Origin of the sequence: Nocardiopsis sp. ATB16-24, from assembly GCF_030271535.1 — a bacterium.
In the GTDB taxonomy this organism is placed as follows: Bacteria; Actinomycetota; Actinomycetes; order Streptosporangiales; family Streptosporangiaceae; genus Nocardiopsis.
In genome coordinates this window covers 101,007-126,747 of sequence record NZ_JASCXJ010000016.1, presented here as the reverse complement: position 1 = coordinate 126,747, position 25,741 = coordinate 101,007, and the positions used below count along the sequence as shown (strand labels likewise).

23 protein-coding genes are annotated in these 25,741 nt (G+C 70.6%); 8 read left to right on the top strand and 15 right to left on the bottom strand.

From position 1 onward, the window contains the following. Nucleotides 1-483 precede the first annotated feature (483 nt). The 7 genes from PFX91_RS17355 to PFX91_RS17325 form a co-directional block, all read right to left on the bottom strand. A complete protein-coding gene (locus PFX91_RS17355) occupies nt 484-1,461 on the bottom strand; it encodes a LacI family DNA-binding transcriptional regulator (RefSeq protein WP_285733185.1) in 978 nt (325 codons plus the stop codon). 116 nt (nt 1,462-1,577) lie between these two features. Beyond that, entirely contained in the window at nt 1,578-2,225 is a 648-nt protein-coding gene (locus tag PFX91_RS17350) for a hypothetical protein (RefSeq protein WP_285733178.1), read from the bottom strand. A gap of 66 nt (nt 2,226-2,291) precedes the next feature. Continuing rightward, on the bottom strand, nt 2,292-3,050 hold the full coding sequence (locus tag PFX91_RS17345; RefSeq protein WP_285733176.1) for an iron ABC transporter ATP-binding protein: 759 nt from the start codon (nt 3,048-3,050) through the stop codon (nt 2,292-2,294). Further along, entirely contained in the window at nt 3,047-4,045 is a 999-nt protein-coding gene (locus PFX91_RS17340) for an iron chelate uptake ABC transporter family permease subunit (protein ID WP_285733174.1), read from the bottom strand. The genes PFX91_RS17345 and PFX91_RS17340 overlap by 4 nt, the downstream gene beginning before the upstream one ends. Further along, nucleotides 4,032-5,060 carry an ABC transporter permease gene (locus PFX91_RS17335; RefSeq protein WP_285733172.1) on the bottom strand — a complete coding sequence of 343 codons (1,029 nt, stop codon included), beginning with the start codon at nt 5,058-5,060 and terminating at the stop codon, nt 4,032-4,034. The genes PFX91_RS17340 and PFX91_RS17335 overlap by 14 nt, the downstream gene beginning before the upstream one ends. A 7-nt stretch (nt 5,061-5,067) precedes the next feature. Next, nucleotides 5,068-6,024: a siderophore ABC transporter substrate-binding protein gene (locus PFX91_RS17330; protein ID WP_285733171.1), complete on the bottom strand. Its 957-nt coding sequence runs from the start codon at nt 6,022-6,024 to the stop codon at nt 5,068-5,070. A 344-nt stretch (nt 6,025-6,368) separates the two neighbouring features. Beyond that, on the bottom strand, nt 6,369-8,846 hold the full coding sequence (locus tag PFX91_RS17325) for a PEP/pyruvate-binding domain-containing protein (protein ID WP_285733169.1): 2,478 nt from the start codon (nt 8,844-8,846) through the stop codon (nt 6,369-6,371). 209 nt (nt 8,847-9,055) lie between these two features. Here PFX91_RS17325 and PFX91_RS17320 point away from each other — a divergent pair, with 209 nt between their 5' ends. Further along, nucleotides 9,056-9,442, top strand: coding sequence for a hypothetical protein (locus tag PFX91_RS17320; protein WP_285733167.1), 387 nt, complete (start codon nt 9,056-9,058; stop codon nt 9,440-9,442). A 17-nt stretch (nt 9,443-9,459) separates the two neighbouring features. Beyond that, on the top strand, nt 9,460-10,020 hold the full coding sequence (locus tag PFX91_RS17315; protein ID WP_285733165.1) for a hypothetical protein: 561 nt from the start codon (nt 9,460-9,462) through the stop codon (nt 10,018-10,020). A 553-nt stretch (nt 10,021-10,573) separates the two neighbouring features. On the opposite strand, the gene PFX91_RS17310 is transcribed toward PFX91_RS17315, so the two are convergent. The 4 genes from PFX91_RS17310 to PFX91_RS17295 all read right to left on the bottom strand — a co-directional run bounded on the left by PFX91_RS17310 (nt 10,574) and on the right by PFX91_RS17295 (nt 16,643). Then, on the bottom strand, nt 10,574-10,945 hold the full coding sequence (locus PFX91_RS17310) for an STAS domain-containing protein (RefSeq protein WP_285733164.1): 372 nt from the start codon (nt 10,943-10,945) through the stop codon (nt 10,574-10,576). 351 nt (nt 10,946-11,296) lie between these two features. Then, nucleotides 11,297-12,343, bottom strand: coding sequence for a methylmalonyl Co-A mutase-associated GTPase MeaB (gene meaB, locus PFX91_RS17305; protein WP_285733162.1), 1,047 nt, complete (start codon nt 12,341-12,343; stop codon nt 11,297-11,299). 155 nt (nt 12,344-12,498) lie between these two features. Next, nucleotides 12,499-14,709, bottom strand: coding sequence for a methylmalonyl-CoA mutase (scpA, locus tag PFX91_RS17300; protein ID WP_285733160.1), 2,211 nt, complete (start codon nt 14,707-14,709; stop codon nt 12,499-12,501). Then, nucleotides 14,706-16,643, bottom strand: a complete 1,938-nt coding sequence (locus PFX91_RS17295; protein ID WP_285733158.1) for a methylmalonyl-CoA mutase subunit beta — start codon at nt 16,641-16,643, stop codon at nt 14,706-14,708. Before PFX91_RS17295 ends, scpA begins: the two co-directional genes overlap by 4 nt. A gap of 421 nt (nt 16,644-17,064) precedes the next feature. Here PFX91_RS17295 and PFX91_RS17290 point away from each other — a divergent pair, with 421 nt between their 5' ends. The 4 genes from PFX91_RS17290 to PFX91_RS17275 all read left to right on the top strand — a co-directional run bounded on the left by PFX91_RS17290 (nt 17,065) and on the right by PFX91_RS17275 (nt 20,348). After that, on the top strand, nt 17,065-18,030 hold the full coding sequence (locus PFX91_RS17290; RefSeq protein WP_285733156.1) for a PDDEXK family nuclease: 966 nt from the start codon (nt 17,065-17,067) through the stop codon (nt 18,028-18,030). Nucleotides 18,031-18,486: 456 nt separating this feature from the next. Continuing rightward, a complete protein-coding gene (locus tag PFX91_RS17285; protein WP_285733154.1) occupies nt 18,487-19,170 on the top strand; it encodes a hypothetical protein in 684 nt (227 codons plus the stop codon). Between the two features lie 315 nt (nt 19,171-19,485). Then, the gene (locus PFX91_RS17280) at nt 19,486-19,917 is read left to right on the top strand and encodes a hypothetical protein (protein ID WP_285733153.1); all 432 of its coding nucleotides are present in this window, start codon (nt 19,486-19,488) and stop codon (nt 19,915-19,917) included. After that, on the top strand, nt 19,914-20,348 hold the full coding sequence (locus PFX91_RS17275; RefSeq protein ID WP_285733151.1) for an ATP-binding protein: 435 nt from the start codon (nt 19,914-19,916) through the stop codon (nt 20,346-20,348). Before PFX91_RS17280 ends, PFX91_RS17275 begins: the two co-directional genes overlap by 4 nt. Before the next feature lie 219 nt (nt 20,349-20,567). On the opposite strand, the gene PFX91_RS17270 is transcribed toward PFX91_RS17275, so the two are convergent. Together PFX91_RS17270 and PFX91_RS17265 are read right to left on the bottom strand one after the other, a co-directional pair. Further along, entirely contained in the window at nt 20,568-22,055 is a 1,488-nt protein-coding gene (locus tag PFX91_RS17270; RefSeq protein WP_285733149.1) for an outer membrane protein assembly factor BamB family protein, read from the bottom strand. 118 nt (nt 22,056-22,173) lie between these two features. After that, on the bottom strand, nt 22,174-22,794 hold the full coding sequence (locus PFX91_RS17265) for a YigZ family protein (RefSeq protein WP_285733147.1): 621 nt from the start codon (nt 22,792-22,794) through the stop codon (nt 22,174-22,176). A 386-nt stretch (nt 22,795-23,180) separates the two neighbouring features. Between PFX91_RS17265 and PFX91_RS17260 the strand changes: the two genes are divergently transcribed. Then, nucleotides 23,181-23,804: a superoxide dismutase family protein gene (locus PFX91_RS17260; RefSeq protein ID WP_285733144.1), complete on the top strand. Its 624-nt coding sequence runs from the start codon at nt 23,181-23,183 to the stop codon at nt 23,802-23,804. Nucleotides 23,805-23,814: 10 nt separating this feature from the next. On the opposite strand, the gene yidC is transcribed toward PFX91_RS17260, so the two are convergent. Both yidC and PFX91_RS17250 read right to left on the bottom strand, forming a co-directional pair. Then, a complete protein-coding gene (yidC, locus tag PFX91_RS17255) occupies nt 23,815-24,531 on the bottom strand; it encodes a membrane protein insertase YidC (RefSeq protein WP_285733142.1) in 717 nt (238 codons plus the stop codon). 190 nt (nt 24,532-24,721) lie between these two features. Further along, entirely contained in the window at nt 24,722-25,012 is a 291-nt protein-coding gene (locus PFX91_RS17250) for a DUF6412 domain-containing protein (protein WP_285733140.1), read from the bottom strand. A 222-nt stretch (nt 25,013-25,234) separates the two neighbouring features. Between PFX91_RS17250 and PFX91_RS17245 the strand changes: the two genes are divergently transcribed. Beyond that, nucleotides 25,235-25,552, top strand: a complete 318-nt coding sequence (locus PFX91_RS17245; protein WP_285733138.1) for a hypothetical protein — start codon at nt 25,235-25,237, stop codon at nt 25,550-25,552. Nucleotides 25,553-25,741: the final 189 nt, after the last annotated feature.

Here is a 25,741-nt window from a genome sequence, read left to right as displayed (position 1 = left end):
CTCACGGCGCGGGGCACAACACGGCTCCTGCCACCCTTACGGGCACGGTATTCCGTGAAGGCTATGAGTGGAGCCCGGGGGACACTTTCTACCGCACCGTCCAGCACCCCCTACAACGGGAGCACAGAGGAGGCTATTCCACCCCCACAGAATTTTTCCCACCCCTCCTCAGGCCCTACGCGGGGCCGAGAACCGCTGAGCTCGGGCGGAGAACGAAACGGCCCCGCCGGGCATGAACCCGGCGGGGCCGTCACGTGTGCTGAATCGGTACGGCGGTCGCCTCACGGCGCGGGGCACAACACGGCTCCTGCCACCCTTACGGGCACGGTATTCCGTGAAGGCTATGAGTGGAGCCCGGGGGACACTTTCTACCGCACCGTCCAGCACCCCCTACAACGGGAGCACAGGGGAGGCTATTCCACCCCCACAGAATTTTTCCCGACCCCTCCTCGGGACCACACGGAGGGCGGTCCCTCGGCTTGTTCAGGCGCGGTGGGTGTTGCTCTCCCGCACCGTCAGTCTCGGCTCCAGCAGAGTGACACCGGGGGTCCCGGTGCCCTCGATCTTGTCCATGAGGAGTCCGACAGCGCGGGCTCCGACCTCCTCCGCCGGAAGGTCCACGGAGGTCGGAGGCGGCACACCCGGCGGCACCGGGCCGATCGCGACCACTGAGGGCTCCGGACGTCCGTGCTCGGCGAAGGCGTCGAGCAAAGGGCCGAGGGAGGGTTCGTTGTGCACGATGAGACCCGTGAGACCGGGCCTCTCGCGCAGGAGATCCCCGGCCACGTCACGGGCGGTGTCGGGTGAGCAGGGGCGCATGGTGGCGTGGACGCCGCGTTCGGCGGCGGCCCGCTCGAAGCCGGCGACGGTGCGCTCGGCGAAGCCGGTGCGGCGCTCGTAGACCGAGGGAGGCTGGCCGACGAAGGCCAGGTCGGTGTGACCGAGGTCGGCCAGGTGGTGCACACAGGCCGCCCCGGCCGCGGCGAAGTCCAGGTCCACACAGGTCAGACCCTCGGTGTCCTCGGGGACCCCGATGAGCACCGAGGGCAGGTCCAACGTCCGCAGGACGGGTACGCGCGCGTCGTCGGACTCCACGTCCATGACGATGACGCCGTCCACCATGGCGCTGCCCGCGACCCGACGCAGACCGTCGGGTCCCTCCCCTTGTGTGAGCAGCAGGACGTCGTGGTCGTGGGCGCGTGCGGCGGTGACGACGGAGACGGCGAAGCGCATCGCGACGGGAACGTGCACGTCCTCACGGAGCGGGATGACCAGGGCGATCACGTTGCTGCGGCGGCTGGCCAGGGAGCGTGCGCCCGCGTGCGGCCGGTAGCCGAGGGCGTCGATGCTCTCGCGCACGCGACGCCTGGTGGTCTCGGAGATCGACCGTTTGCCACTGAGGACGTAGGAGACCGTGCTCGGTGACACGCCGGCGTGCCGGGCCACGTCGGAGATCCGCACGGTGCCGTCCCGTCCGTCGTCGAACCGGTTCGAGGAGATGTTACGCACCCCACCACCCTGTCGTAACGCGGGGGACACCGCCAAGCTCGGGGCACGGCCCACGCGGGAGGATCTCCTCAGGAGGACTCGGGGAAGGTGAGGTCGTGGAGCTCCCGGAAACGGCGCACCCCGCGCCGTCGGCGCATCGTGACGGGCACGAGGGCCACCACCATCACCGTCATCACGACCACCATGAGCACGTGGAAGAGCGCCAGTGGTGAGCCGTCGTAGCGCAACGCGATGCCCGCGGCGTGCATCGGCACGGCGAGTGCGACCACCACGATCGCGACCTGGGGTGCCTTGGAGGCGTCGTGCTGTTCGGCCAGGATGCGTCCGATCCGGTTGACCTCGGCGTCTTGGTGGAGGGCCCCCCGCATGATCTGCCAGTGGGCCGCCTGGACCCGAGCCGGATCGGAGTCCGACGGCACGGGCCTGCCCTTGACGATCCTTCGCGTCGCCCGCGCGGTGACGAACCCACCGAGCGCGGACAGCCCGATCATCACCACGGCACCTCCGCCCACGATGAGGAGGTCGACGGTCGAAGAACTCTCGCCCATCAGCAGGCAGCCGAAGAACACGACCCAGAGGACGACGGTGAGGACGGCCCCGACCAGAGCCATCCGGAATCCGTACTGCTCGGGATTGTTCTGGGAGTAGACGGTCAGCCGTCCCATGGTGGTGGCGAACCGCCCTCGGTCGAGGGGGGTCTGGCGGTTCTCGCTCATACTCGGGACCCTACACGCCGCCTCCTCCGCGGGCACGAGTGTTCCAGCCCTGGGAAGGCCGACCGGTCAGCGGTAGTACACGCCGATACGGGAGCCTGCGACCTCCTCCACGTGCACGTCCAGGTCGAACACGTCCTTGAGGACCTCGGGCGTCATGATCTCCTCGGGGGTACCGGTGTGGGCGATACGGCCGTCGCGCATCGCCACGATCCGGTCGGAGTAGGCCGAGGCGAAGTTGATGTCGTGGATGACGATCACGACGGTGCGGCCCAGGCTGTCGGCGGCCCTGCGGATCTGGCGCATCATCGCCACCGCGTGCTTCATGTCCAGGTTGTTCAGCGGCTCGTCGAGCAGCACGTAGTCGGTGTCCTGGCACAGCACCATCGCCACGTAGGCCCGCTGACGCTGGCCCCCCGAGAGCTCGTCCAGGAACCGGTCGGCGAGGGGGACCAGGTCCAGGAAACCCAGGGCCGCCTCCACCTTCGCGTGGCACTCGGTGGTCAGCCGCCCCTGCGAGTGCGGATAGCGACCGAAACGGACCAGGTCGCGCACGGTCAACCTGGTGGTGAACCGGTTCTCCTGCCGCAGGATCGACAGCTTGCGGGCCATGTCCCGGCCCGGGGCCCGCGACACGTCCATCCCGTCGACGCTCACCCGACCTCCGTCCGCCTTCAGCAGGCGACCGATGATGGTGAGCATCGTGGACTTGCCCGCGCCGTTGGGACCGATGATCGAGGTGACGCCGCCGCGCTCGATCTGGAGGCGGACGTCCCGCAGGACGGTCTGACTCCCGTAGACCTTGGTGAGGTCGGTGACTTCGATCAACGCGCGGCCTTTCGCAACAGGAAGTACAGGAACAGGGCTCCGCCGGTGAACTCGATGACGACGCTGAGCGTGCCCGCGTGTCCCAGCAGGTGTTCGAGGACGAACTGTCCGCCCACCAGGGTGCACAGACCCACGAGGAAGGCCACCGGGAGGACGTACCGGTGCTCGTGGCGGCCGGTGATCTGGTAGGCGAGGGTCGCGGCCATGAACCCGAAGAAGGTCATCGGCCCGACCAACGCCGTGGACACCGAGGTGAGCAGGGCGACGATCAGCAGGAGGCGGACGGCCACCCGGGCGTGGTCCACCCCGAGGTTCACGGCGGTCTCCCTGCCCAGCGCGAGCACGTCCAGGAGTCGGTGTCGACTCCACACGTAGAGGACCACGAGCGCGACGGCGCACGCGGCCCAGGGCAGCAGTTCGGGGTCGGCGCGCGACAGTCGGGCGAACAGGCGGCCTTGCAGGGCGTTGAACTCGTTGGGGTCCAGGAGCCGCTGCATGAGCTGGGACAGGCTGGTGAACAGCACCCCGAAGACGATGCCGACCAGCAGGGTCAGGTGCAGGCTTCCGATGCCCCCGGTGAAGAGGCGGCGGAACAACAGGACCGCGAACACCATCATCAGCGCGGTCTGCGTCAGGAACGCCGCCACCGGTGGCAGTGCGCTCAGGCCGGCGACGCCGAACAGGAAGACCAGACAGGTCTGCACCAGGACGAACAGAGCCTCCATGCCCATGATGGAGGGGGTGAGGATGCGGTTGTCGGTGACCGTGTGGAACAGGACGGTGGAGACCGCGCCGGCGAGGGCGACCACGAGCATGCCCAGGACGACGGTCGAGCGACGTTCGACCACGTAGGCGACGTTGCCGGTGACCCCGTAGGTCAGGTAGGCGACGACGCAGACGGTGGCGATCGCGGCCAGGAGTGCGATCCGCGCCCAGGTGGGGAACCGGGAGGCGGTGCCGTGCGCGGGTGCCTCGGCGCGTTCAACGACGGCCATGGGGACTCCTCCGCAGGAGCATGTACAGGAACACTCCCGCGCCCACGACCCCGAGGACGCTGCCGACGGGGATCTCGAAGGGCGGACGGATGATCCGGGAGACGATGTCGCAGAGCACGAGGACGCCTCCGCCGAGCAGGCAGACCCAGGGAACCCCCCTGCGCACGTGGTCGCCGACCGCCATGCTGACGAGGTTGGGCACGATCAGGCCGAGGAAGGGCAGACTTCCCACGACGGACACCACCACGCCGCTGACGACGGCGACGATGCCGATGCCCAGCGCCATGACGGCGCGGTAGTTCAGCCCGATGCTGACGGCGATGTCGCGCCCGAGCCCGGCGGCGGTCAGTCGGTCGGCGAAGAGGTAGGCGGCCAGGGCGAGCACACCGACCAGCCACAGCTGCTCGTAGCGACCCCGCATGACGCCGGAGAAGTCCCCCGACTGCCAGACGCCGAGGGTCTGGAGGAGGTCGTAGCGCAGGGCGATGAAGGTGGTGATCGCGCTGATCACCGCGCCGAGCATGATGCCGACCAGGGGGACGATCAGCGAGGACTTCAGGGCGACGCGCTGGAGCACACCGAGGAACAGGGCGGTGCCCAGGAGCGCGGCGACGCAGGCCGCGGTCATTTTCACCGGCAGCGGGGCCGCAGGGAGGAGGATGGTGACCAGCAGGATGCCGAGCGCCGCGGACTGCACCGTGCCCGCGGTGGAGGGTTCCACGAACCGGTTCTGGGTGAGCATCTGCATGATCAGGCCCGCGACGCTCACCGCGGCGCCCGCCAGCAGCAGGGCGAGGGTGCGCGGCACACGGCTGAGCAGGAACAGCTCACGGGTGTCCGGCTCGGCGATGAGGCGGGCGAGGGTGATGTCGCTGGCGCCGACGAACAGGCTGGTCACGGCCAGGGCGAGGACCGCCAGGACCGCCAGGGGGAGGCGAAGGCGCGTGGAGCGCCGTCCCGGGGAGGGGCGCGCCTGCCGCTCCCCGGGGTCGGCCGTGGTGATGGTCGTGGACATCACTGGATCAGGAGAGGGCGTTCTCGATGTCGTCCAGGACGTTGAGGTGCGCCTGGATGCCGCCGGCCAGGTACAGCTCCGCGGAGTCGAGGTAGAGGATCTGGTCCTCCTCGGCGGCGGTGGTGCGGGCGACCAGGTCGTTGTCGAGCACCTGCTCGGCCGGGGAGGCGCCCTCCTCCCCGATGGCGTTGTCGCGGTCGATGACGTAGAGCCAGTCGGGGTCGGCCTCGGCCAGGGCCTCGAAGGACAGGACCTCGCCGTGGCGGGCCTCCTCGTTGACGATCTCGATGGAGGGTTCCAGGCCGAGGGCGTCGTAGAAGAAGCCGTAGCGGGAGCCGGGGCCGTAGGCGCTGATCTCACCCGCGCTGGACATGAGGACGAGGCCGTCGCCCGCCTCGGCGACCTTGGCGCCGACCTCCTCGATGCGCTCGGCGAACTCGGTGGTGAGGGCCTCGGCCTCGTCGGCCTTGTCGAAGATCTCACCGTAGGCGAGGGTGCGCTCGGAGATGCTGCCGACGAGGTCGGAGGTGTCCAGGGACATGTCGATGGTGGGGGCGATCTCGGCGAGTTCCCCGGTGGCCTCGGCGCTGCGTCCACCGCTGATGATCAGGTCGGGGTCGAGGGCGGCGACGGCCTCGAAGTCGGGCTCGAAGAGGGAGCCGACGTTGGCCACGTCGTCGCTCTCGGCGTAGTCGGCGAAGATCTCGGGAACGACCTCGGCGGAGGGGATGCCCGCGATCTCCACACCGAGGGCGTCGAGGATGTCGAGTTGCGCGTTGTCGAAGACCACGACGGTCTGGGGGGTCTGCGCGATCTCGATGTCACCGTTCTCGGCTTCGACGACGACGGTCGAGGCCGACTCCGTTCCCGCGTCCGCGTCCGCCTCCGTTCCGGTCGCGCACCCGGCCAGGACCAGCGCCGAGAGGGGAAGCAGGGAGAACAGGGCTGTCGAACGTGGGGACACGAGGGCTCCAGACAGGGGTGAGCCACACCGGCTTCGGTAAGGCTTGGCTTAGTAAGGCAAGGCTAACGTTACACTTCTCCCAAGAAATAACAACCCCTACCCCCCTGTCATCTTGTGCCCCTTTTGTCCATCGACGCTGATGGCGTGTGTCAGTCACCGCCGAGGCGGCAGGGTCGGCTGGGGAAGGAGCGAGGGCCGGGGGATACGGGACGGACGGCGCTGTCGAGGTTGGCGGGGCTGTCGGGTCGACCGGAAACGGTGCCGGTGTGACGCGAGAGATTCCACTCCCCGCGAGCCCGTACCTGTGGTCACTTTCGGGCTCGAAAGTGACCACAGGTACGAGATCACCGGGCGACGGCGGGGCCCTCCTCGGGGAGGACGGTCCCGGCGCCTCCGTCGATGGTGACCCTCTGCCCGTCACGGAGCAGCGTGGTCGCTCCGGGCACGCAGATCACGGCGGGGATCCCGTACTCCCGGGCGACGGTGGGCCCGTGCGCCATGGTGGAGCCGGTCTCCACGACCAGTCCTCCCGCGGTCATGAACAGGGGCGTCCACCCCGGGTCGGTGGTCCGCGCGACCAGGATCTCTCCCGGTTCCAGCGAGGCCTCGCCCGGATCGTGGACGACCCGGACCACGCCGGTCACAACGCCGGTGGAGGCCGCAACGCCGACGAGTTCCCCTCGCGTCCCGGTGGGAGGGGCGGGCAGTGCGGCCTCCACGTCGGTGCCGTCGGACAGCAGGATCGCCGGCACGTGGCGGCGGCGCCGCTCACGCAGGTACTCGGCACGACGCCCAGCGACCAGAGAGCGCTGGTCCGCACCGTCCAGCAGGGCGTGCGCCTCCGGGACACGCAGGAACATGACGTCGTCGGGCAGGTCCAGCTTTCCCGCATCGACCATCTCGGCGCCGATGCGGAGCAACTGTCGGCGGGTCTCGGCCATCGCGTACAGCCAGACGAACTTGGGGTACTCCCGCATCCCGGCCAGGGCACGGGCCCGCCCGAAGCAGAGGTCCGCCAGGCGTGCGCGGATCGGGCGGGAGGGAAGGGCCCGGCGGACCAGCGCGCTCCGCGTACGCTCGGCCGTCGTCACGGCCCGGGCGAATCTCCGGTCGGGGGCCTGTTCCGGGTCGGTGACGCGCAGATAGTTGGAGATCGCCGCGAACAGGGGCGCGGGGTCCTCCGACCACCGTGGGACTCCGACGTCGATCTCGGCCGCCCCCCGATGTCCGTACCCGTCCAGGAAACCGTCGAGGCCGATGTCGGGGAGTGTGCCCCTCCGGTGGGCGTCCGCCAACTCCTCCGGTGGGGTGCCCTGGAGCAGGTCCCGGTGTTGGCGTGCCCCGTCGGCCAGCCGCCACAGCGCCAGGTCCATCTGTGTGGTGACGTTGTGCGGCATCCCACCGAGGACCGTGGCCACCTCGCCCTCACGCGCCACCCCCTTGAGCAGCAGTTCGGGGAGCCTCCCGCAGAGCAACCCGACGTAGAGGGGGCCCATCATCGGCAACAGCCATCGCGCCAGTACCCGGCCCTGTAACCCCGTCGCGTACTCCAGCCGGTCCCGGGCCGTGGCCACGTGCGCCGGGGTGTGCCTCACCTCCTCCCGGACCCGCTCCCCCACCTCCAGCACGCGGCGCCTGGACCCGTCGGGGTCCATGAGCGCTCTCGCGCTCCCGGTGAGGATCTCCCAGGCCGGCGGCAGTGCCCTCCCGACGGCCCGGACCACGGCACGTGGATCGATCCGTGCGCCCGGACGTGGAGCGAAGCGGGGGTCGTCGAGCAGGGCGCGCACGACCTGCGAGGCCCGGGGGCCGTAGAACTTCAGGACGTCGGGCAGCCGTCGTCGAAGACGGCGGTCGCGCAGTAGCGGCGTGAGGTCGAGGTAGAGCCTGCCTCCCACGGCGCTGAACAGCGTGTTCTCCTCGCCTTGGGGGTCGGGCTCCACGTGGATGCCCAGGGCCCCGAACCACGCCGCCGCGGTGACCCTCAGCGCCGACATGCCCATGGGGGTGAACGGGCGGAGCATGCCCTGCATGTGCCCGCTCTCGACGTAGGCGCGTGGCCCGTCCGAGTGGCGGGGCGGCAGGGGGAAGAGGGTGGTGATCGCACGGGACTGGAGTGTCCAGAGTCTCCCTTGGTGGTCGATGGCCCACTCGACGTCCTGCGGCGCTGCGAAGTGGCGCTGCAACCGCTCCCCCGTCGCCCGGAGCCCCCGGATTTCCTCCGGCGACAGGCATCCGTCCTCAGGACCGTCGACGGAACCGTCCGCCGCCACCACGTAGTGGTCCGGTCGTACCGTGCCCTCGACCACGGCGGTGCCTCGCCCGGGGACGGCGTCCACGATCGTCCGACCACGGGTTCCGGTGACCGGGTCGGCGGTGAACAGCACGCCGGCCGCCCGGGGTTCGACCATGCGCTGCACGACGACGGCCATGCGCACGGAGTCGTCGGCGATGCCCTGGCCCCGGCGGTAGGCGACGGCGCGGTCGGTCCACAGGGAGCCCCAGCAGTTCCGGATCGCGGTGAGGAGGTCGTCCACACCCTCGACGTCGAGGTAGGTGTCCTGTTGCCCCGCGAAGGAGGCGTCCGGAAGATCCTCGGCGGTGGCGCTGGAGCGCACGGCCACCCGACCGCCGCCCAGTGCCTGGTAGGCGCCGACCACCTCGTCCACGGGAAGGGTCCCGGCGCGGTGCGCCTCGGTGGTCACGCAGAAGCCCGGCGGGACGCGTTCACCGGCGACGATCGCCTCGCGCAGCCCGGCGGCCTTGCCCCCGACCAGGTCGGTCGAGGCCGCCTCGATCCGGTCCAGATCCACCACGAGCATGGCGCCACCTCCGACCGTGTTGCCGTCCCCTTCCATCCTTCCCACCGGGAGGCGGGCCTCCACGGGATTCCACGACGTGGCGAGAACTCCGTCGGCGGAACCATCGTCCTCCACGATCGGAAGCGAAACGGTCGCCGTCCGTATCGACGCGCGAATCCGGGCGCGCTAGGGTCGTCGCCTGCGTGTCAATTCCCCCGGAAAGGCCCCGGATGATCGACATCTCCCTCCTCTCCTCCGCCGTCTCCTTACTGGCCCTGTTGTTCGAGGCCGTCTACGTCCTGTGCGGGATCATCGCGTTGGTCCTCGTCATCGTGGCTCCGCCCGGCAGGAAGGGTCTCGTCGCCACGGGAGGGGCTCTGCTCCTCGTGAGCGCCTTGGGCGATCTGGCCGTCCAAGGTTGGATGCACCTCTTCCCCCACCTCCGCGTGAACGACCTCTCCACCTACACCGCGCTCTCGGTGGCGCGTTTCGTGTTCACGGTCCTGTTCATCGGCGCCCTGCTCATGCTGGTGCTGGCCGCCGTCAGGCGTCCCGCCGAGAGCGCCGCGACGCCTCCCCCGCCCTCTTCCGGACCGGCCCCCTTCCCCACCCCCTGACACGAGGAGCCCTCGCCGTGTTCTCACTTCTCTTCAACCTCGGCATCATCCTGCTCATCGCGACCGGTGTCCTGGCACTCGCCCTCGCGGGCAGGGCGTCCTCACCGGGAGCCGTCCGGACCGCAGGCATCCTCCTGATCCTCATCGGACTGATCCAGGCAGCGCATACGCTCCTCTTCTCCCTCCCCGCCGTCCACACGTCCTTCAGCGATCCCCAGGCGCTTCTGGTGTCCTCGGCCCTTCTCGTGGAGTTGTCGTACGGGTTGCTGATGGCCGGCGCACTGGTCGCGCTCATGATCGCGGTGACCTCCAGGTCCGCCAGAACCCCGCGACCGGGGCACGCTCCGGTCCCCGGCCCCCCTTCCGGTCACGCACACGGGCAGCCGCCCGCGTTCGGCCACCCCTTCCACGCTCCGCACGGCCACGACCGTCCCCACCCCGCAGAACACGCCCCTCCCCCGCCGGGTCCGGCCGTCCACGGAGGCGGACCGGCGGCCCACGGTGGCGGCCACGGGCACGATCGGTACCCGGCGGACACGGGATCCGGTGACGGAGATGGTGGGGGCGGAGGCGACTGAGGGGCCGGGGCACCGGCCCCCTTCATGCGGGGCGCGTACGGACCGGCGAACGCCGTCGGAACGGCAGGCGGTGCGGTCGGACGCCGAAGAACCATTGCGGCCCCAGAGCGGCCAGGCCGGCCGTCCGGCCCACCACGCCCTCCCGCCCGCACAGCCGAAGACGGCCAGGGTGCCTCCAGGGCGAGGACTGGGACCACCCCGTGCGAGGGAAGGCCTCGGACGGCACGGGAAGGACACCGGAGATCACGCTGACGAACCCGTGTCCTCGGGGCCGGTCCCGCCTCCGCCCGGGAGACCGCACGGTGGTCGACCGGAAGCCATGGCCGTGGCGTCCCACGGGCCAGGGAGACCATCCGCGGCGACGGATCGATCACGTCGACCTCGACACCGCGGGGACCGGTGCCCGGACGGACCTGCCGCCGCCGCACCCGACATCGAGCGCACGGGTGCGGCGTGGGGACAGATGACGAAGAAGATGGTCGTGGTGGTGACTGTGTGGTCTCAGGAGACGTCGATGGGAAGCGGGGGAAGGGTTCGGCTCATACGATCGGGGTCACCCGGCCTGGCGTTTGGCTCCCAACGCCTCCATCGCCGTCACGGCGGTGGCCACGGTCTGGTGGACCGGGACCTGTCGGTGCAGGCCGACCAGGCGGACGACCTTGTTGACGCGTTCGTTCAGCGCGGCCAGCGCCAGCGCACCGCCCAGATCACGGACGGTCCGGTAAGCGTTGATGATCACGTTCAACCCGCTGGAGTCCATGAACTCCAGTCCGGCCATGTCCAGGATCAGCCAGGGGCCGTGGTCCTTGATCGCGGACTGGATGTGTTCCTGGAGGTCGGCGGCGGTCGCGATGTCGAGCTCCCCCTCGATCGCGACGATGACGCTGCGGCTCTCCACCCGCGTGCTCAGCCCAAGCCTGTGCACGTTCACTCCTCCCGGCCCCGCTGTGAGATGGTGAGGGGCCCTTCGTTTTCACCATACGCAGGAGCACGGACCACGCCCGCCCGGCCCGGCACCACTCCCACAGAACCGGACCAACGAGGGGGAACGCTCACACCGTCCGCGAGCCTGGTAAGTCGTTGGACACTCACGGTATAAGCGAACCGCCCGTTCGGGAATGGCATACCGGAAGAAATTTTCGCCTCACGGGCACGAACTTCACCGCGGGTAGGCGCATCAACACGCTCACGCTGGGTCATTTCATGACTTGGGAGACGTCGAGGATACATGTTCGTCACCTACCATCCCGGTGGGTGACGGAGCCCTCCCCCGCCCTCACTCCCCGGAAGGACGCTCCCTCGGGGCGAAGGAGTCCAGCAGGGCACGCGCGGCCAGGGTCGCCGTGGTCCTTCCCTCACGCACTTCCTCCTCCAGACGCGGCAGGGCCCGGGCCACCTCCGCGTCCCGCAGGAAGGTGTCCATCAGCCGGTCCCGCACCTGGTCCCACATCCAGCTGACCTCCTGCCGGCTACGAAGCTCGGTCAGGGCACCGTCTCGTTCGAGCACCTCCCGGTGTTCGACGACCTTGCCCCACACCTCGTCCAACCCGTCCCCGGTCAGTCCGCTGCACGTCAACACCGGCGGACGCCATGAGGGATGTGGCGGTCGGAGCAGCCTCAGCGCGCGCGACAGCTCCCGGGCGGCCTTGCGCGCGTCGTCCACGTGCGGACCGTCGGCCTTGTTGACCGCGACCACGTCGACCAGTTCCAGCACACCCTTCTTGATCCCCTGGAGCTGGTCGCCGGTACGGGCCAGGGTGAGGAAGAGGAAGCAGTCCACCATGGCGGCCACCGTGACCTCGGACTGGCCGACGCCCACGGTCTCCACGAGCACCACGTCGAAACCCGCCGCCTCCATGAGCAGCATGGTCTCCCGTGTCGCCCGGGCCACCCCACCGAGCGTTCCCGCCGTGGGCGAGGGGCGGATGAAGGCGTTGGGGTCCACCGACAACCGCGCCATGCGGGTCTTGTCACCCAGGATGCTGCCGCCGGTCCGGGTGGAGGAGGGGTCCACGGCGAGCACCGCCACGCGGTGCCCCTCCCCGGTCAGCTTGGTGCCCAGCGCGTCGACGAACGTGGACTTGCCGACCCCGGGCACACCGGTGATCCCCACCCGGTGGGCCTTACCGGTGTGCGGTAGGAGCCGGACGAGCAGTTCCTGTGCGGCCCGGACATGGTCCTGGCGGCGGGATTCCACCAGCGTGATCGCGCGCGCCAGCGTGGGCCGGTGCCCCGACAGCACTCCCTCGGCGAGGGCCGCCACGTCCACCGGACGGCGCCGTCTCGCACCAGGCGCCCCCGGCGCCGGAGCCCGGTCGTCCACGCTCTTTCGTCCTCCTCCCGGCCCTGGGGCCGCGTGTGCCGTCCCACGTGCGATGACCGGCGACCGTGGGTGTTCGCCGTTCGGCCGCGAACGGGCCGGTCGGTGGGTCCTGCCGATGGGGTCCACCGATGGGGCCGATCCCACCGACCCCGCGCCTACCCCGCCTTCTCCTCCAACTGGTCGATCAGGTCGATGGCCGCCTCGGCGATGACCGTCCCCGGAGGGAAGATCGCCGCCGCGCCCGCCTCCCGCAGCGGCGCGAAGTCCGCCGGGGGGATGACCCCGCCGACCACGATCATGATGTCCTCGCGCCCGAGCGCGGTCAGCTCCTCGCGCAGCGCGGGGACCAGCGTCAGGTGCCCCGCCGCCAGCGAGGACACACCGACCACGTGCACGTCGGCCTCCACGGCCTGCGCGGCGACCTCCGCGGGGGTCTGGAACAGCGGACCCACGTCCACGTCGAAACCCAGGTCGGCGAAGGCCGTCGCGATCACCTTCTGACCCCGGTCGTGTCCGTCCTGGCCCATCTTCGCCACCAGGATGCGGGGACGACGCCCCTCCTCCTCGGCGAACTCGTCCACCCTGCGGGTCACCCGCTCCATGCGTTCCGCCGCGTCGGCGCTGCCCGCCGCCTCATCCCTGTACACACCCTGGATGGTACGGATCTGCCCGGAGTGGCGCCCGAAGACCTTCTCCATGGCGTCGGAGATCTCGCCGACGGTGGCCTTGGCCCGGGCCGCGTCCACGGCGGCGGCCAGCAGGTTGTTGGTCAGGGACTCGTCGGCCCTGGACTCCCCCGCCGCCGCCTTGGTCAGCGCCTCCAGCGCCGCCTCCACACGCGCCTCGTCCCGCTCCTGACGCAGGCGGGCGAGCTTGTCCAGCTGCTGGGCGCGTACCCGCGTGTTGTCGACCTTGAGGACCTCGATCTCGTCCTCGGTGTCGGGACGGTACTTGTTGACGCCGATCACCGGCTGACGGCCCGAATCGATACGGGCCTGGGTGCGGGCGGCGGCCTCCTCGATGCGCATCTTCGGCAGACCGGCGTCGATGGCGGCGGCCATGCCCCCGGCCGCCTCCACCTCCTGGATGTGCGCCCACGCCCTCGTCGCCAACTCGTGGGTGAGGCGTTCCACGTAGTAGCTGCCGCCCCACGGGTCGACCGACCTGGTCGTACCCGACTCCTGCTGCAACAGCAGCTGGGTGTTGCGGGCGATGCGCGCGGAGAAGTCGGTGGGCAGGGCCAACGCCTCGTCCAGGGCGTTGGTGTGCAGCGACTGGGTGTGCCCCTGCGTGGCGGCCATCGCCTCCACGCACGTGCGGACCACGTTGTTGAACACGTCCTGGGCGGTGAGCGACCAGCCCGAGGTCTGGGAGTGGGTGCGCAGGCTCAGCGACTTGTCCTTGACCGCGCCCATGTCCTTGACCAGGCGCGCCCACAGCAGGCGTGCGGCGCGGAGCTTGGCCACCTCCATGAAGAAGTTCATGCCGATCGCCCAGAAGAACGACAGGCGCGGCGCGAACACGTCCACGTCCAACCCGGACCGCTGACCGGCGCGGATGTACTCCACGCCGTCCGCCAGGGTGTAGGCCAGTTCCAGGTCGGCCGTGGCCCCGGCCTCCTGCATGTGGTAGCCGGAGATGGAGATGGAGTTGAAGCGCGGCATCCGCTGCGAGGTGTAGGCGAAGATGTCGGAGATGATCCGCATCGACGGCTGCGGCGGATAGATGTAGGTGTTGCGGACCATGAACTCCTTGAGGATGTCGTTCTGGATGGTCCCCGAGAGCTTCTCCGGGGGCACACCCTGTTCCTCGGCGGCCACGATGTACAGCGCCAGGACGGGCAGCACCGCGCCGTTCATGGTCATGGACACGCTCATCCGGTCCAACGGGATGCCGTCGAACAGCTGACGCATGTCGTAGATGGAGTCGATGGCCACGCCCGCCATGCCCACGTCGCCCGCCACCCGGGGATGGTCGGAGTCGTAGCCGCGGTGGGTGGCCAGGTCGAAGGCGACCGACAGCCCCTTCTGTCCCGCGGCCAGGTTGCGCCGGTAGAAGGCGTTGGACTCCTCGGCGGTGGAGAACCCGGCGTACTGACGGATGGTCCAGGGCTGGTTGACGTACATGGTCGGGTAGGGGCCGCGCAGGTAGGGCGGAACACCCGGCAGTCCGGACACGAAGTCCAGCCCCGCGACGTCGTCGGGGGTGTAGAGGGGCCTGACGCCGATGCCCTCGGGGGTCTCCCACTCCAGGGCGTCGGCGGCCTTACCTGTACTGGCCTCCACGGCGCGACGCCATGCGGCGTCACCGCCTTCGCCGGAGAACTCGGGCGGCTCCGGGGCCACGGTGGAGAAGTCGGGGATCATGAACGCGCCCCCTGGGCTGTGGTGGACTGTGCCGGCGGATCGGTGAGCAGGGTGTCGAGCAGGTCGGTGAGCAGGGCGACGGCGTCGCAGCCGGCGTAGGCGAAACCGTCCACGCCCGCCTCGCGGTAGGCGTCGCGGGGCTTGCCTGCGAGGAGGACCCGCCGGGCGCCCGCCCCCTTGAGCGCTCGGGCGACGACCTCGGCCTGCTCGGCGTAGACCTCGTCGGAGGAGCAGATCACCGCGACGCGGTGACCCGAGGCCGCGAAGGCCGAAGCCACGGCCTCGGCGTCCTCCAACGGTCCGGGGTCGTGGGAGTCGACACCGCCCGCCGCGAGCAGGTTGGCCGCGAACGAGGCGCGCGCGGTGTGCACGGCCACCGGCCCGAGCGTGGCCAGGAAGGCCGTGGGCCGGTGCCCGGTGTCGCCCGCCTGGGTGTCGCTGCGGTCGCGCAACGCCTCGTACTCCTCGGCGTACCGGCGGACCGGGAAGCCTCCGGTGACCGGCGTGGCGGGAGGGGAGGCCGGGTCGGGGTCGCGCACCAGCGGGACCTCGGCCGCGTTGGGGAACTCGCTGACCCCGGTGAGCGGGGCGCGGCGATGGGCCAGGTCCAGGCGTCGACGCTCCCACACCGCGTCCACCCGCTCGCGCAGGAGTCCGCTCTCCAGGGCCTGGGCCGCGCCCCCCGCGGCCTCCGTCTCCTGGAAGAACGCCCAGCCCGCGCGGTACAGGTCACGGGTGAGGGCCTCGACGTGGAAGGAGCCCCCGGCGGGGTCCACGACCCGCGCCAGGTGCGACTCCTCGATGAGCAGGGACTGGGTGTTGCGGGCGATGCGGCGCGCGAAGTCGTCGGGCAGGCCCACCGCGGAGTCGAACGGGGCCACGGTGACCGCGTCGGCGCCGCCGACCCCGGCGGCGAAGCAGGCGACGGTGGTGCGCAGCATGTTCACGTGCGGGTCGCGGCGGGTCATCATCGCCTCGGACGTGGGCGCGTGCAGCCGCATGGTGCGCTGGTCGGCGGTCACCCCGCTCGCGGCCAGCACCTGGTTCCACATGGCGCGCACGGCCCGCAGCTTGGCGATCACCGCGAACTGGTCGGCGTTGGCGGCCAGCCGGAACTCGATGCGCCGAGCGGCGTCGGCCACGTCCAGCCCGGCGTCGTGCAGGGCGCGCAGGTAGGCGGTCGCCGCGGCGACGACCCACCCCAGTTCCTGGCCGTCGGAGCCGCCCGCGTCGTGCACGAGACGGCCGTCCGCCACCACCAGTCCCAGTCCGGGCCGGTTCTCGGCGCGGTCGACGGCGAAGCGCACCGGGTCGGTGACGTCGGGGCGCTCTCCCGCGCGAGCGGCGGTGGTGAGGGGGTCCACCCCCAGGTGGGAGATGATCCGCCCGTCGGGCACGTCGGCGTCGGCGTGGGCGCGCAGCAGCGCGTCGGCGGCGTCGGAGTAGTGGGAGCCCGCATCCAGCACCACGGGTGCCAGGTCCAGGTGGACGTCGGTGAGGGCCTCGCCCAGCGCCGAGGCCGGCAGGCCGGTACCGCCGACCGCGATCCACAGCGAGCTGACACCGTTCATCAGGTCGTTGTGCACGCGGCGGCGCAGGACGGCCGGGTCCGCGTCGGTGTGACGGGCACGGATGTCCCAGCCCTGGGCGACCCCGCCGCCGGGCCTATAGCCCCGGGTGAAGGGGGGCAGCCCCGGGAAACCGGGGTCGGCCGCCGCGGGCTCGGCGGTGGCGAGGGGTGCGATCGCGAAACCGTCGTAGGTGTGCGTGGCGAGCACCGACTCGGGTGCGTCGGCGAGCCTCTCCTCGGGAACACCGCTCTTGCGCAGCACTCCCGCGACGAGTTCACGCCACCGTCCGTACGTGGCGGCCGGGAACCCCTCGGCCAGGTCGGGCGCGCCGGAACCGGCGGCCCCGTTCTCAGGGACGTCCATACATCGGATGGTAGGAAATCACGCTCGGTCACGAAACGTCGGGGGTGCTCCCACCACCCGGATGCCAGTGCCTTGACCTGCTGAAGTCGTCTGCGTCTCCGCGCGTGTCGGGTGGGGTGGGAGGGGCGGATGGGGCGGGGCAGGCGGGTAGGGCGGATGGGGCGGGGCAGGCGGGTAGGGCGAGCGGGGCGGGGCAGGCGGGTAGGGCGAGCGGGGCGGGGCAGGCGGGGCGAGCGGGGCGAAGAGCAACCCTCACCCCGTGATCTTGCTCCGGGTGCCACTGCCGGACGCCCCCAGTGACGCTAGGAGCAAGATCACGGGGTGGAGGGGAGGCGGGCGGACGGGTGGTGGAGGGGAGGCGGCCGTCCACAGGCCGCAGGAAGCCCTGGTGGAGCGACGGCTCTGGACTCAGAGTGTGAGCATGAACCAGACGACCCCCTCACCAAGGCCTTCACGTGTTACCACCACCATGGCGGCGGTCGCGGTGGCGTCCCGGCAGTACGGAATGCTCAGCTGGGAACAGGCCCGCGACCTCGGCCTCACCAAGGACGACATCCGTCGGCTCCTGCGTGGCGGCGCATGGGGGCGTCCCCACCCCCGGGTGTACTCCGTCCGCTCCATGATCGAACGCTCTGATCCGGCCATGCGTCTGCGCACCTCGGCCATGGCGGCCCAGCTGTCCCTGGGGCCGCAGTCCTTCGCCGGAGGTCGCACCGCCGCCCTCCTGTGGGGGATGGAAGGGCTTCCGCAGTGGGACGGCCGGGAGGTGCACATGGTCATCCCCGCCCTCGGTGCCCAGCGCCACGTTCAGGGGATCACCCTGCACAGCTGGTACGTGTCCAGGGAGGAGGTCACCACGGTGGAGGGCGGTCTCCGCCTGACCGATCCCGGCAGGACCCTACGGGACGTCCTTTTGCACGTGGACCGGGAGACCGCCGTGTGCCTCATGGACTCGGCGCTCAACCAGGGTCTCATCACCCGCGAGGACATCCCGCAGTTGGAGAGGGCCAATCGGGGGCGCAGGGGCTGTGTGAACGTGCGCAGGTGGTGGCCGCTCGCCGACGGCCGCGCCCAGAGTCCTCTGGAGACCCGCGTGCGGCTGCTGTGCGTCGACGGGGGCCTGCCGCCCACCGATCTTCAGCACCGGTTCATCGATGGGCACGGCAGGCTCATCGGCATCGTCGATTTCTGGTGGGAGGACCTGCGTCTCATCGGTGAGGCCGACGGCGTCGGTCCGCACAGCACTCCGCAGGCGTTGGCCAGGGATCGGCAACGTCAGAACGCGCTTCAGGTCTGGTATCCGGACGTTCGGATCGTCCGCTTCACCTGGCGGGACCTCAAGCGCCCCGACTACGTGCTGTCCACCGTCGCCAGTGCCGGGCGCTGAGCGCCTTATCCCCGGTGATCTTGCTCCGGGCGACACTGCCGGACGCCCCCAGTGACGCTAGGAGCAAGATCACCGGGTTCGTTCCGGCTCCTCCCGATCCCGGCCGCCACCGTGGCACGCTCACCTGGCCCCGACTCCCACCGGGGGACGGCAGACGGCCTTCCTCGACGGCCTTCCTCGGTGCCGCCCGGGTGGAGAAGCACGCCTTTTCCCCGGTGATCTTGCTCCGGGTGACACTGCCGGACGCCCCCAGTGACGCTGGGAGCAAGATCACGGGGGAAGGCGGCAGACCGTAGAAGCGCCACGGGAAAAGGCAGGGAAAGGCGAGGGGCGGTCACCACACCGCTACATCGCGTGCAGAAAGCGAGAACCACCCCGACCCCAGGAGCATCACACCCCTCCGGAACGACGTCCTGTCCCCCTTTTCCCGACAACGACCACGAAGGAAACCCGACGATGCCCCTGCGCCCGTGGAAGTTCCTCCTCCCCCTGACGGCCGCTCTCGCCCTGACCGCGACCGCCTGCGGCGGCGGCACCGCCGAGGAGTCGGGCGGATCCGCGCGGGGGGATCTGAGCGAGGCCTCCCGGGAGGACCTGTCCGCGCTGCTCGTGGAGGGCGAGGTCCCCGCCGACCCGCCGGAGGCGGACCTGTCCGACCTGCCCGCCGAGCCCGACGAGTCTGCGCCGGTGCATGAGCGCGCCGCATGGCACCTGCTGTCGGACGTCTCGGGGGTGGCGGGCGAGGTCGATCCCGACGCCGTCGCCGAGTGCCCGGACGACCTGTCCACCGTGTGCACGCTCACCTACGGCGGGGTCGACCTCGAATTCCCGGTGACCTCCGAGGAGGTCGCGGGCGGGGTGGAGTTCTCGTTCGAGTACCCCGAGATGCCGGTGACCCGCGAGTTCCTGGAGGACTGGCTGCGGCACTACTCCGAGGCGGAGGCGGTGTTCTGCGACACCGACGACGTGGTCGTGATGGTGCCCGGAGCCGAGGACCCGGCGGACTTCCTCTGCTACGCGCAAGATGGCGGAGTGGCGTGGGTGGACTCCGCTGAGGACACCGTCAGCCCGTACGAGGCGTACATGATCAACGGCGGGTCGCTCGCCTTCTACCAGAAGCTTCAGACGAGCGGGGACTGAGCGGGGACGGCCTCTCCGCCGCCTGCCCCCGTGATCTTGCTCCCAGCGTCGACTTCGACTGTTCACAATGACGCTGGGAGCAAGATCACCGCGAATGGGACTTCTTTCTTTTATCCCCGGAGCCCAACGGCATCCTGACCAGCCAGAACACCCTTCCTGAGAAATTCTTCGGCGTTCTGTGCGAAAAGTGTGCACGCGGCCCCGCCGTGCCCTATTCTGGCCGCACAACCGAAGAAATCGTGACCCCGCGACGCTCTGTCAGCGCCCGGGGCCATGGCCAGCAATTCAACTTCTTTCAACCCAAGGATTGCCAGCGTGAGCCAGTTTAGTGCCGCGCTCCTCAGGAATGCCCTCGGGCTCCTGCGAGCGCTGTTCGCCTCTCCCCGTGGCCGTCACGTCCGCCGACGTTCGACCCGCGTGCGCCGCTACGCCGCCCACCCCGGTCCCGCCGTCCGACCGCTTCCCCCCGCCGCCCCGCGCCTGGCCGAGCCGCGCGAGGTCTTCCCGGCCGACGACCTTCCCCTGGTCAGGCCCTACTACACCGCCCACGAACAGAGCCGTGTCCAGGCCGCCGCGACCGCGCGCCTCCAGCGGTGGGCCGCGCCGCGCATCCCCGAACCCCGGATCGCCGAGGGCGACCTGCTCGCCTCCGACCCGCCGCCGGTCACCTTCGACGACCTCGCCGAGGCCGTCCGCCGGTGGCAGGCCCAGCAGGAGCACAAGCAGACTGCGGGGGTGGGAGCATGACCCCGACCCGCCTGTGGGAGCACCGCCTCTACCCCGGGGACCTCTCCCACCTGTCCCGGGTCCGCCGCGACCTGCGCGCCGACCTGGAGGGGTTCGACGAGGACGTCGCCGAGACGCTGGTCCTGTGCGGCAGCGAGCTGTTCGCCAACTGCGTCAAGTACACCGCTTCGGGAGGGGATGACGGGCGCGTCGTCCGGACCCTGTGGCTGGTGGACGACGGCTCGGTGACCCTGGGGTTCACCGACGACGGACTGTCCGGGGGCGTTCCGGAGATCCCCGAGGCGCGCACCGCCGCCGAGTGGGACGAGGCCGAGGGCCAACGCGGGCTGCTCATGGTCGGGGAGTTGTCCACAGCCTGGGGATACTCCCGCGTCTGCCGCTTCGGTGACCTCGGCACCCACACCTGGGCCGCCTTCGACCTCGCCCGATAGCGACACGGGCTCCCTCGCCGGCGGGCTCCCCCCACCCCAACGGGCTCTCCCGCCAGCGGCTCCCTCGCCGGCGGGCTCCCATCCCATCCCAGTGGGCCCCCGCCCCGGCGGGGAGCCCGCCGGGCATCAGCCACAGTCGGTTTCCTCGCGGACGGCCCGGTCGTCGCCGATCCCGCCGCCTCGGTCCACGAAGCCCCTTTCCGAGGCCACGTCGTCGGTTCAGCTCGCGTCGTCGGACGGCGAAGGGTTCGGAGAGGGGCTCGGTTCCTCCTCCTGCGGTGGGGGACCGTAGACGAAGCGCTGCCGGTCCTGCACGAGGACGGCGTGCCCGCTCTCGGTGACCGCCTCCACATAGGCCGGAAGTTCGTCCTCGACCACGTCCATCGTGACGGCGTCGAGGACGAGTTGCCGGTCCTCGCCCGTGCTGGCACGGGAGTCGCCGTAGACCAGACCGTCGAAGGCGAAGGCCGGCGAGATGGATCCGGCCTCCTCCTCCAGTCCCCACAGGACCTCTCCGGTGGCCAGGTCGATCGCGATCATGGGGGCGGCGCCGCTGGCCTGGGACAGCAGGAGGGTGCCCGTGGCGGCGTCGTGCAGGCCGCCCGGAGCCCTGGCCGTGTGGAAGGGGTCGGCCACCGGGTTGGTCCCCGGCTCCTCCAGGGACCACACCAGGTCGCCGTCGCGCGGGTCGTGCGCGGTGAGGACGGAGGGCGCCTCGGTGTAGGCCCAGCGCAGCAGCAGGACCTCGTCCGCGTCCTCACCGTCGTCCTCAGTGTCGTCCTCCTCCTCGGCCGGGGACTCCGGTTCGTCCCCCGGCAGCGGGTAGAAGCCGAGCACCTGCGGTGCGGGGGCGGGCGCTGAGGTCGACAGTCCCAGGTCCGCGTCCTCGCCGTCGACCGCCCACACCTTCTCGGCGTCGGCGTCCTCGTCGTCCTCGTCACCGGCGTCCTCGGCGTCGGGGTCCACCGAGTAGGCGTTCAGACCGGGACCGCCGTGTGCGAGCAGGACCAGGTCGCCCGACACCGCCACGGGAACGCCCGGTTCCGGTCCCCCACCGGACTCGTCCGGGTCCTCCTCGCCCTCCTCGGAGTCCTCCTCGCCCGAGTCCTCCTCCGGCTCGGGCGGCGCCTCGAAGTCGTAGGACCACAACTCGTCGCCCTCGGCGTCCAGCAGGGAGAAGGCACCGAACGGCTCTTCCGAGGACCATTCGTCGGGGCGGCGCACGGCCAGTCCGTCGAGGTAGACGTCGCCCTCCTCGGCGGGTTCCCACACCGTTTCGCCTCGGGCGTCCAGGACGAACGGCGCTCCCTCGGTGTCGGCCATGAGCAGGACCTGTCCACCGTCACGGTCGGTGTCGAAGCCTCGGAAGCGCGCCTGGCCCTCCCACAGGGTCTCGCCGGTGGCCGCGTCGTGCAGCAGGTGGCGGTCCTCGCCGCCGGAACTGATGAGGAGGGCGTCGCCCACCGGGCTGATCCGGACACCGAAGGGGTCGTCGAGGATCTCGTGGACGTCCGCGGCGTCACCGTGCAGGTACCGCAGGACCTCGCCCTCGATCCCGGGCGGGGCCTCGCCCTCGAAGGCCGTGGGGATCGGGCTCGGCTCCTTCTGCGACGGAGGCGCGGGAGGTTCCGCATCGCTTGTGCACGCGGTGATCAGCAGCACCGCGAGGCCACAGGTGAAAGCCTGGGGCACCCGAGAGCTGCGCATGGACGGTCTCTCCCCCACGAACGGTGACGTTTACGGCAAAATCCTAAGCCGCGTCATGACACGTGCACACCCTGGGGCGCCACTCGTTACTGCTACGTGAGCGTTTCCCCGCACGTCCTCAGGGCTCCACCTCCACCATCGTGGTGCCCTTCACCTCGAACTCTGCCCTGCCTCCGGTCAGTTCGGCCAGGCGGACCTCGAAACCGGGAAGGTCGTCCTCGGGCAGGGCCACCTCGATGCGGACCCGGTCGGCGTAGGCGACGTCCCGCACGGTCAGGGAGGAGTCCCGTAGGTCGCTCTCCAGGCGTCCGCCGAGCATGTAGTCGGCGAACACGTCCACGACGAGCAGTTCGCGGCGCTCCAGGATCCCGATCTCGTCCACGGCGGCCGACACCGCTCCGCCGTAGGCCCGGATCAGCCCGCCGGCGCCGAGTTTGACCCCGCCGAAGTAGCGGGTGACCACGGCGACGGTGTCGGTGAGGCGGCGGTGCCGGAGCACCTCCAGCATGGGCACCCCCGCCGTTCCGCCGGGCTCCCCGTCGTCGCTGGAGCGCTGCACTCCTCCGTCGTCCCCCAGTACGTAGGCGGTGCAGTTGTGGGTGGCGTTCCAGTGCTCCCTGCGGCGCTCGGCGATGAAGGCACGCGCCGCGTCCTCGTCGCCCACCCTGGCCAGCGCGCAGATGAAGCGGGACTTGCGGATCTCCAGCTCGTACTCGCCGTCGCGTTTGATCGTTCGCATAGCACCTGTTCGCCGCGGATCGTGGTCGATCACCAGTGTCCCATCACCACGGGAGCGTGGGCCACAGGGTGACGGGGCGACTCTCCTCGTACGCCACGGGCCACCGCGAGCGCGAACATCCGGAACCGCCGCATGGCCGAAAAGCGTGGTTCGGGCGCTCCCCAGAGGCGCATTCGGCCCTAGGCTGGACACCCAGGGATACGATCCCCCTTCGAGGAAGCCGAAAAGCGCCCGCTTCTGTCGTGTGAGCACCGACCCTGGTCGGGATCCTTCACACACAGGACGCCTTTCCCTCCCCGTCGACACAGAACTCGCACGCTCAGTTATTCATTCGATACCTTGGGTAGTCTTGCGTGCGACCGTCCAGAAGACATCGGGAGTCCGTCATGCGCACCGCACCCTTCGCCGTCGGCCTGGCCCTGACCGCGCTCCTCGCCTCCGGATGCGCCGACGCGGAGCCCCCCGTGGTCGAGGAGGAGTCGGCCGCCACGGACGACGCCCGGGGGATCCAGGCCACCGCGTCTCCCAGCGTGACGGCCTCCACCTTCCTGCCCCCCGGTGAGGGCACGGGGGCCATCACCTACGACGAGACGGCCGTTCCCGAGGGCGCCACCTCCGACGTCCAGGTGCGCGAACAGGACGGACAGACCTCCGTGCGGTTCACCGGCACCGGTCTGGAGGCCGACCGCGACTTCGGCGCCCATGTGCACACCCGTCCCTGTGGTGAGGACCCCGCCGACGCCGGCCCCCACTACCAGAACGAGGTCGACCCGGCGGCCACCGAGGACGAGCCTTCCACCGATCCCGAGTACGCCAACCCCGAGAACGAGGTCTGGCTCGACTTCACCACCGACGAGAGCGGGAACGCCGTCAGCGAGGCCACGGTGGACTGGGAGTTCCGCGAGGGTGAGGCCCGATCCCTGGTCCTGCACGAGCACCACACCAACACCGGGGAGGGCGAGGCCGGCACGGCCGGGGACCGCTTGGCCTGCGTCAGCGTGGACTTTTGACCGCCGACGCTCAATCGGGGATCACCCTGCGCAGAAGAAGCCGTTCGCCCAGTGCCCAGGCACTGGAGGCCAACAGGTACAGGCCTGCGGCCAGCGGCACGAACGCGGCCACCACCACGGTGACGAACTGCACGTGGCTCAGGAAGGCGAACTGCGGCCGGTGTGGGTCGGCCACCGCGTTCGCCCGCATGGTCGGCAACATGAGATAGCGCCGGTTGGCCCATGCCACGAGGGCGATCAGGGACAGGACGACGGCGAACACCGGCGCCACGACCGGCCCGTCGGCACCGGCCAACATGGTCGCGCCGAGTTCCACGCCCGCGAAGGTGTGCGCGAGCATCGGCTCCTCCGCGTCGCCCGCCCCGACGAACACCCCGTAGAGGGAGATCATGAGCGGGATCTGGGCGAGGGCGGGCAGACAGCCCGCCAGCGGTGAGGTGCCCGCCTCGGTGTAGATCCTGCGCTGTTCGGCCACGAGCTTCTCGGGGTTCCCTTTGTGCTTCGCCGCGATCTCGGCCAGCAGCGGGGCTATGCGCGCGCGGGACTTCTCCGCACGGACCTGGATCACCCCCAGGGGGACGAGCAGCAGGCGCACGACCACGGTCAGGAGGAGGACCGCGATCCCCGCCGCTCCACCTCCGACAAGGGGTGTGAGCAGTGAGGTGAAGGTGCTCAGGGTCGTCGAGAGCAGGGTCATGGCCGCGGAGATCGGCCCGAAGTCGTACATGGTGGGATGGCCCTTCGTCCGGAGGGGAGAGACAGACGTCGGGCCGCTCGGGACCGCCGCTCGACACAGGACCCCCGGGTCACGTCCCGAACGCGCCGAAGGCGCGGGGCACCGGGGCACGGCGGGGACGCCAAAAGGCGGGCGGAGACGGAACGGGCGCGCGAGGGCGCGCGGGTGGTCGTCGAGACGGTCAGCGAGCGGCCGGGAGGGCCGCTCCCGGTGCTCGTGGACGGGGATGTCCGTCCGCGTCGGGATCGCGAAGAGCGGGCACGGGCGCCCGCGCGGACCGGCGGCGCATCGCGTGTCCCGCACCCGTGGCGGTGTCCTTGGCGAGTCCGGCCCCGGCGCCGTGCAGGACGCACCAGGTGAGGGCCGCGCCGATGGTGATCAGGACGAGGGCCAGGGCGAGCGGGGCCGGCAGCAGTTCGGTGGGGACGACGCCCAGGACGAGGAACTCGAAGAACGCGAGAAGGAGGCTCATCGGGCTCTTCCTCCTCACTTCCGGGCGAATCTCATCCTATCCATGGCGCTCGGCCTCCCGTCCTCGACACCGCCGCACGCACGACCTGGAGAAATCCGCCGACACTCCGCCGGGGCTCCCCTCGGTTCCCGTGGTCCTGTAGCTAAATGACACAGAGTAATCAGCTCCGTACTCGTCAAGGGCCGTCGCGCCCACGCGAGCCCGGCAGAGAAGGGGAGTCACGTGCCGATCCGCCCTGCGAACCTCGCCACCATGTCCGCCACCATCGCCGGAGCGATCGCCGGGCTGACCCAAAGAGAGGAGCAGGCCCCCCAGGTCAGAGTCACCTTCGAGTCCGGCTACGAACAGAAGGTGGAGAACGGGGGGTGCCGCACCCTCAAGACCGGGCAGGGCGGCGTCACCGGGATCACCACGGAGGGCAAGGTGAAGTTCGCGCTCTTCTCGGGTACCAGTTGTCAGGGCAGTCGCGCCCTGGCCTCCGGGCACGGGTCGGTGAGTTTCGGCGATCCGGTCCTCGCGGGCGCCATCGTCATCGGTTGACCCTTCGATCCCATGCCTCGTGTGGCCCCGACCGAGAGCGCCGGGCCGGGTGCCACGCGGCGTTCGACGCGCCGGTCGGCGAGGGGGCTCAGCCGCGGTTCCTCCGGAGGGACCTCTGCCGGGCAGGCTGTCGGTGCGGCGCCCGTCCCGGACGCTGAACTCCCCGTTCACCAGGACGTGGTGGGTGCC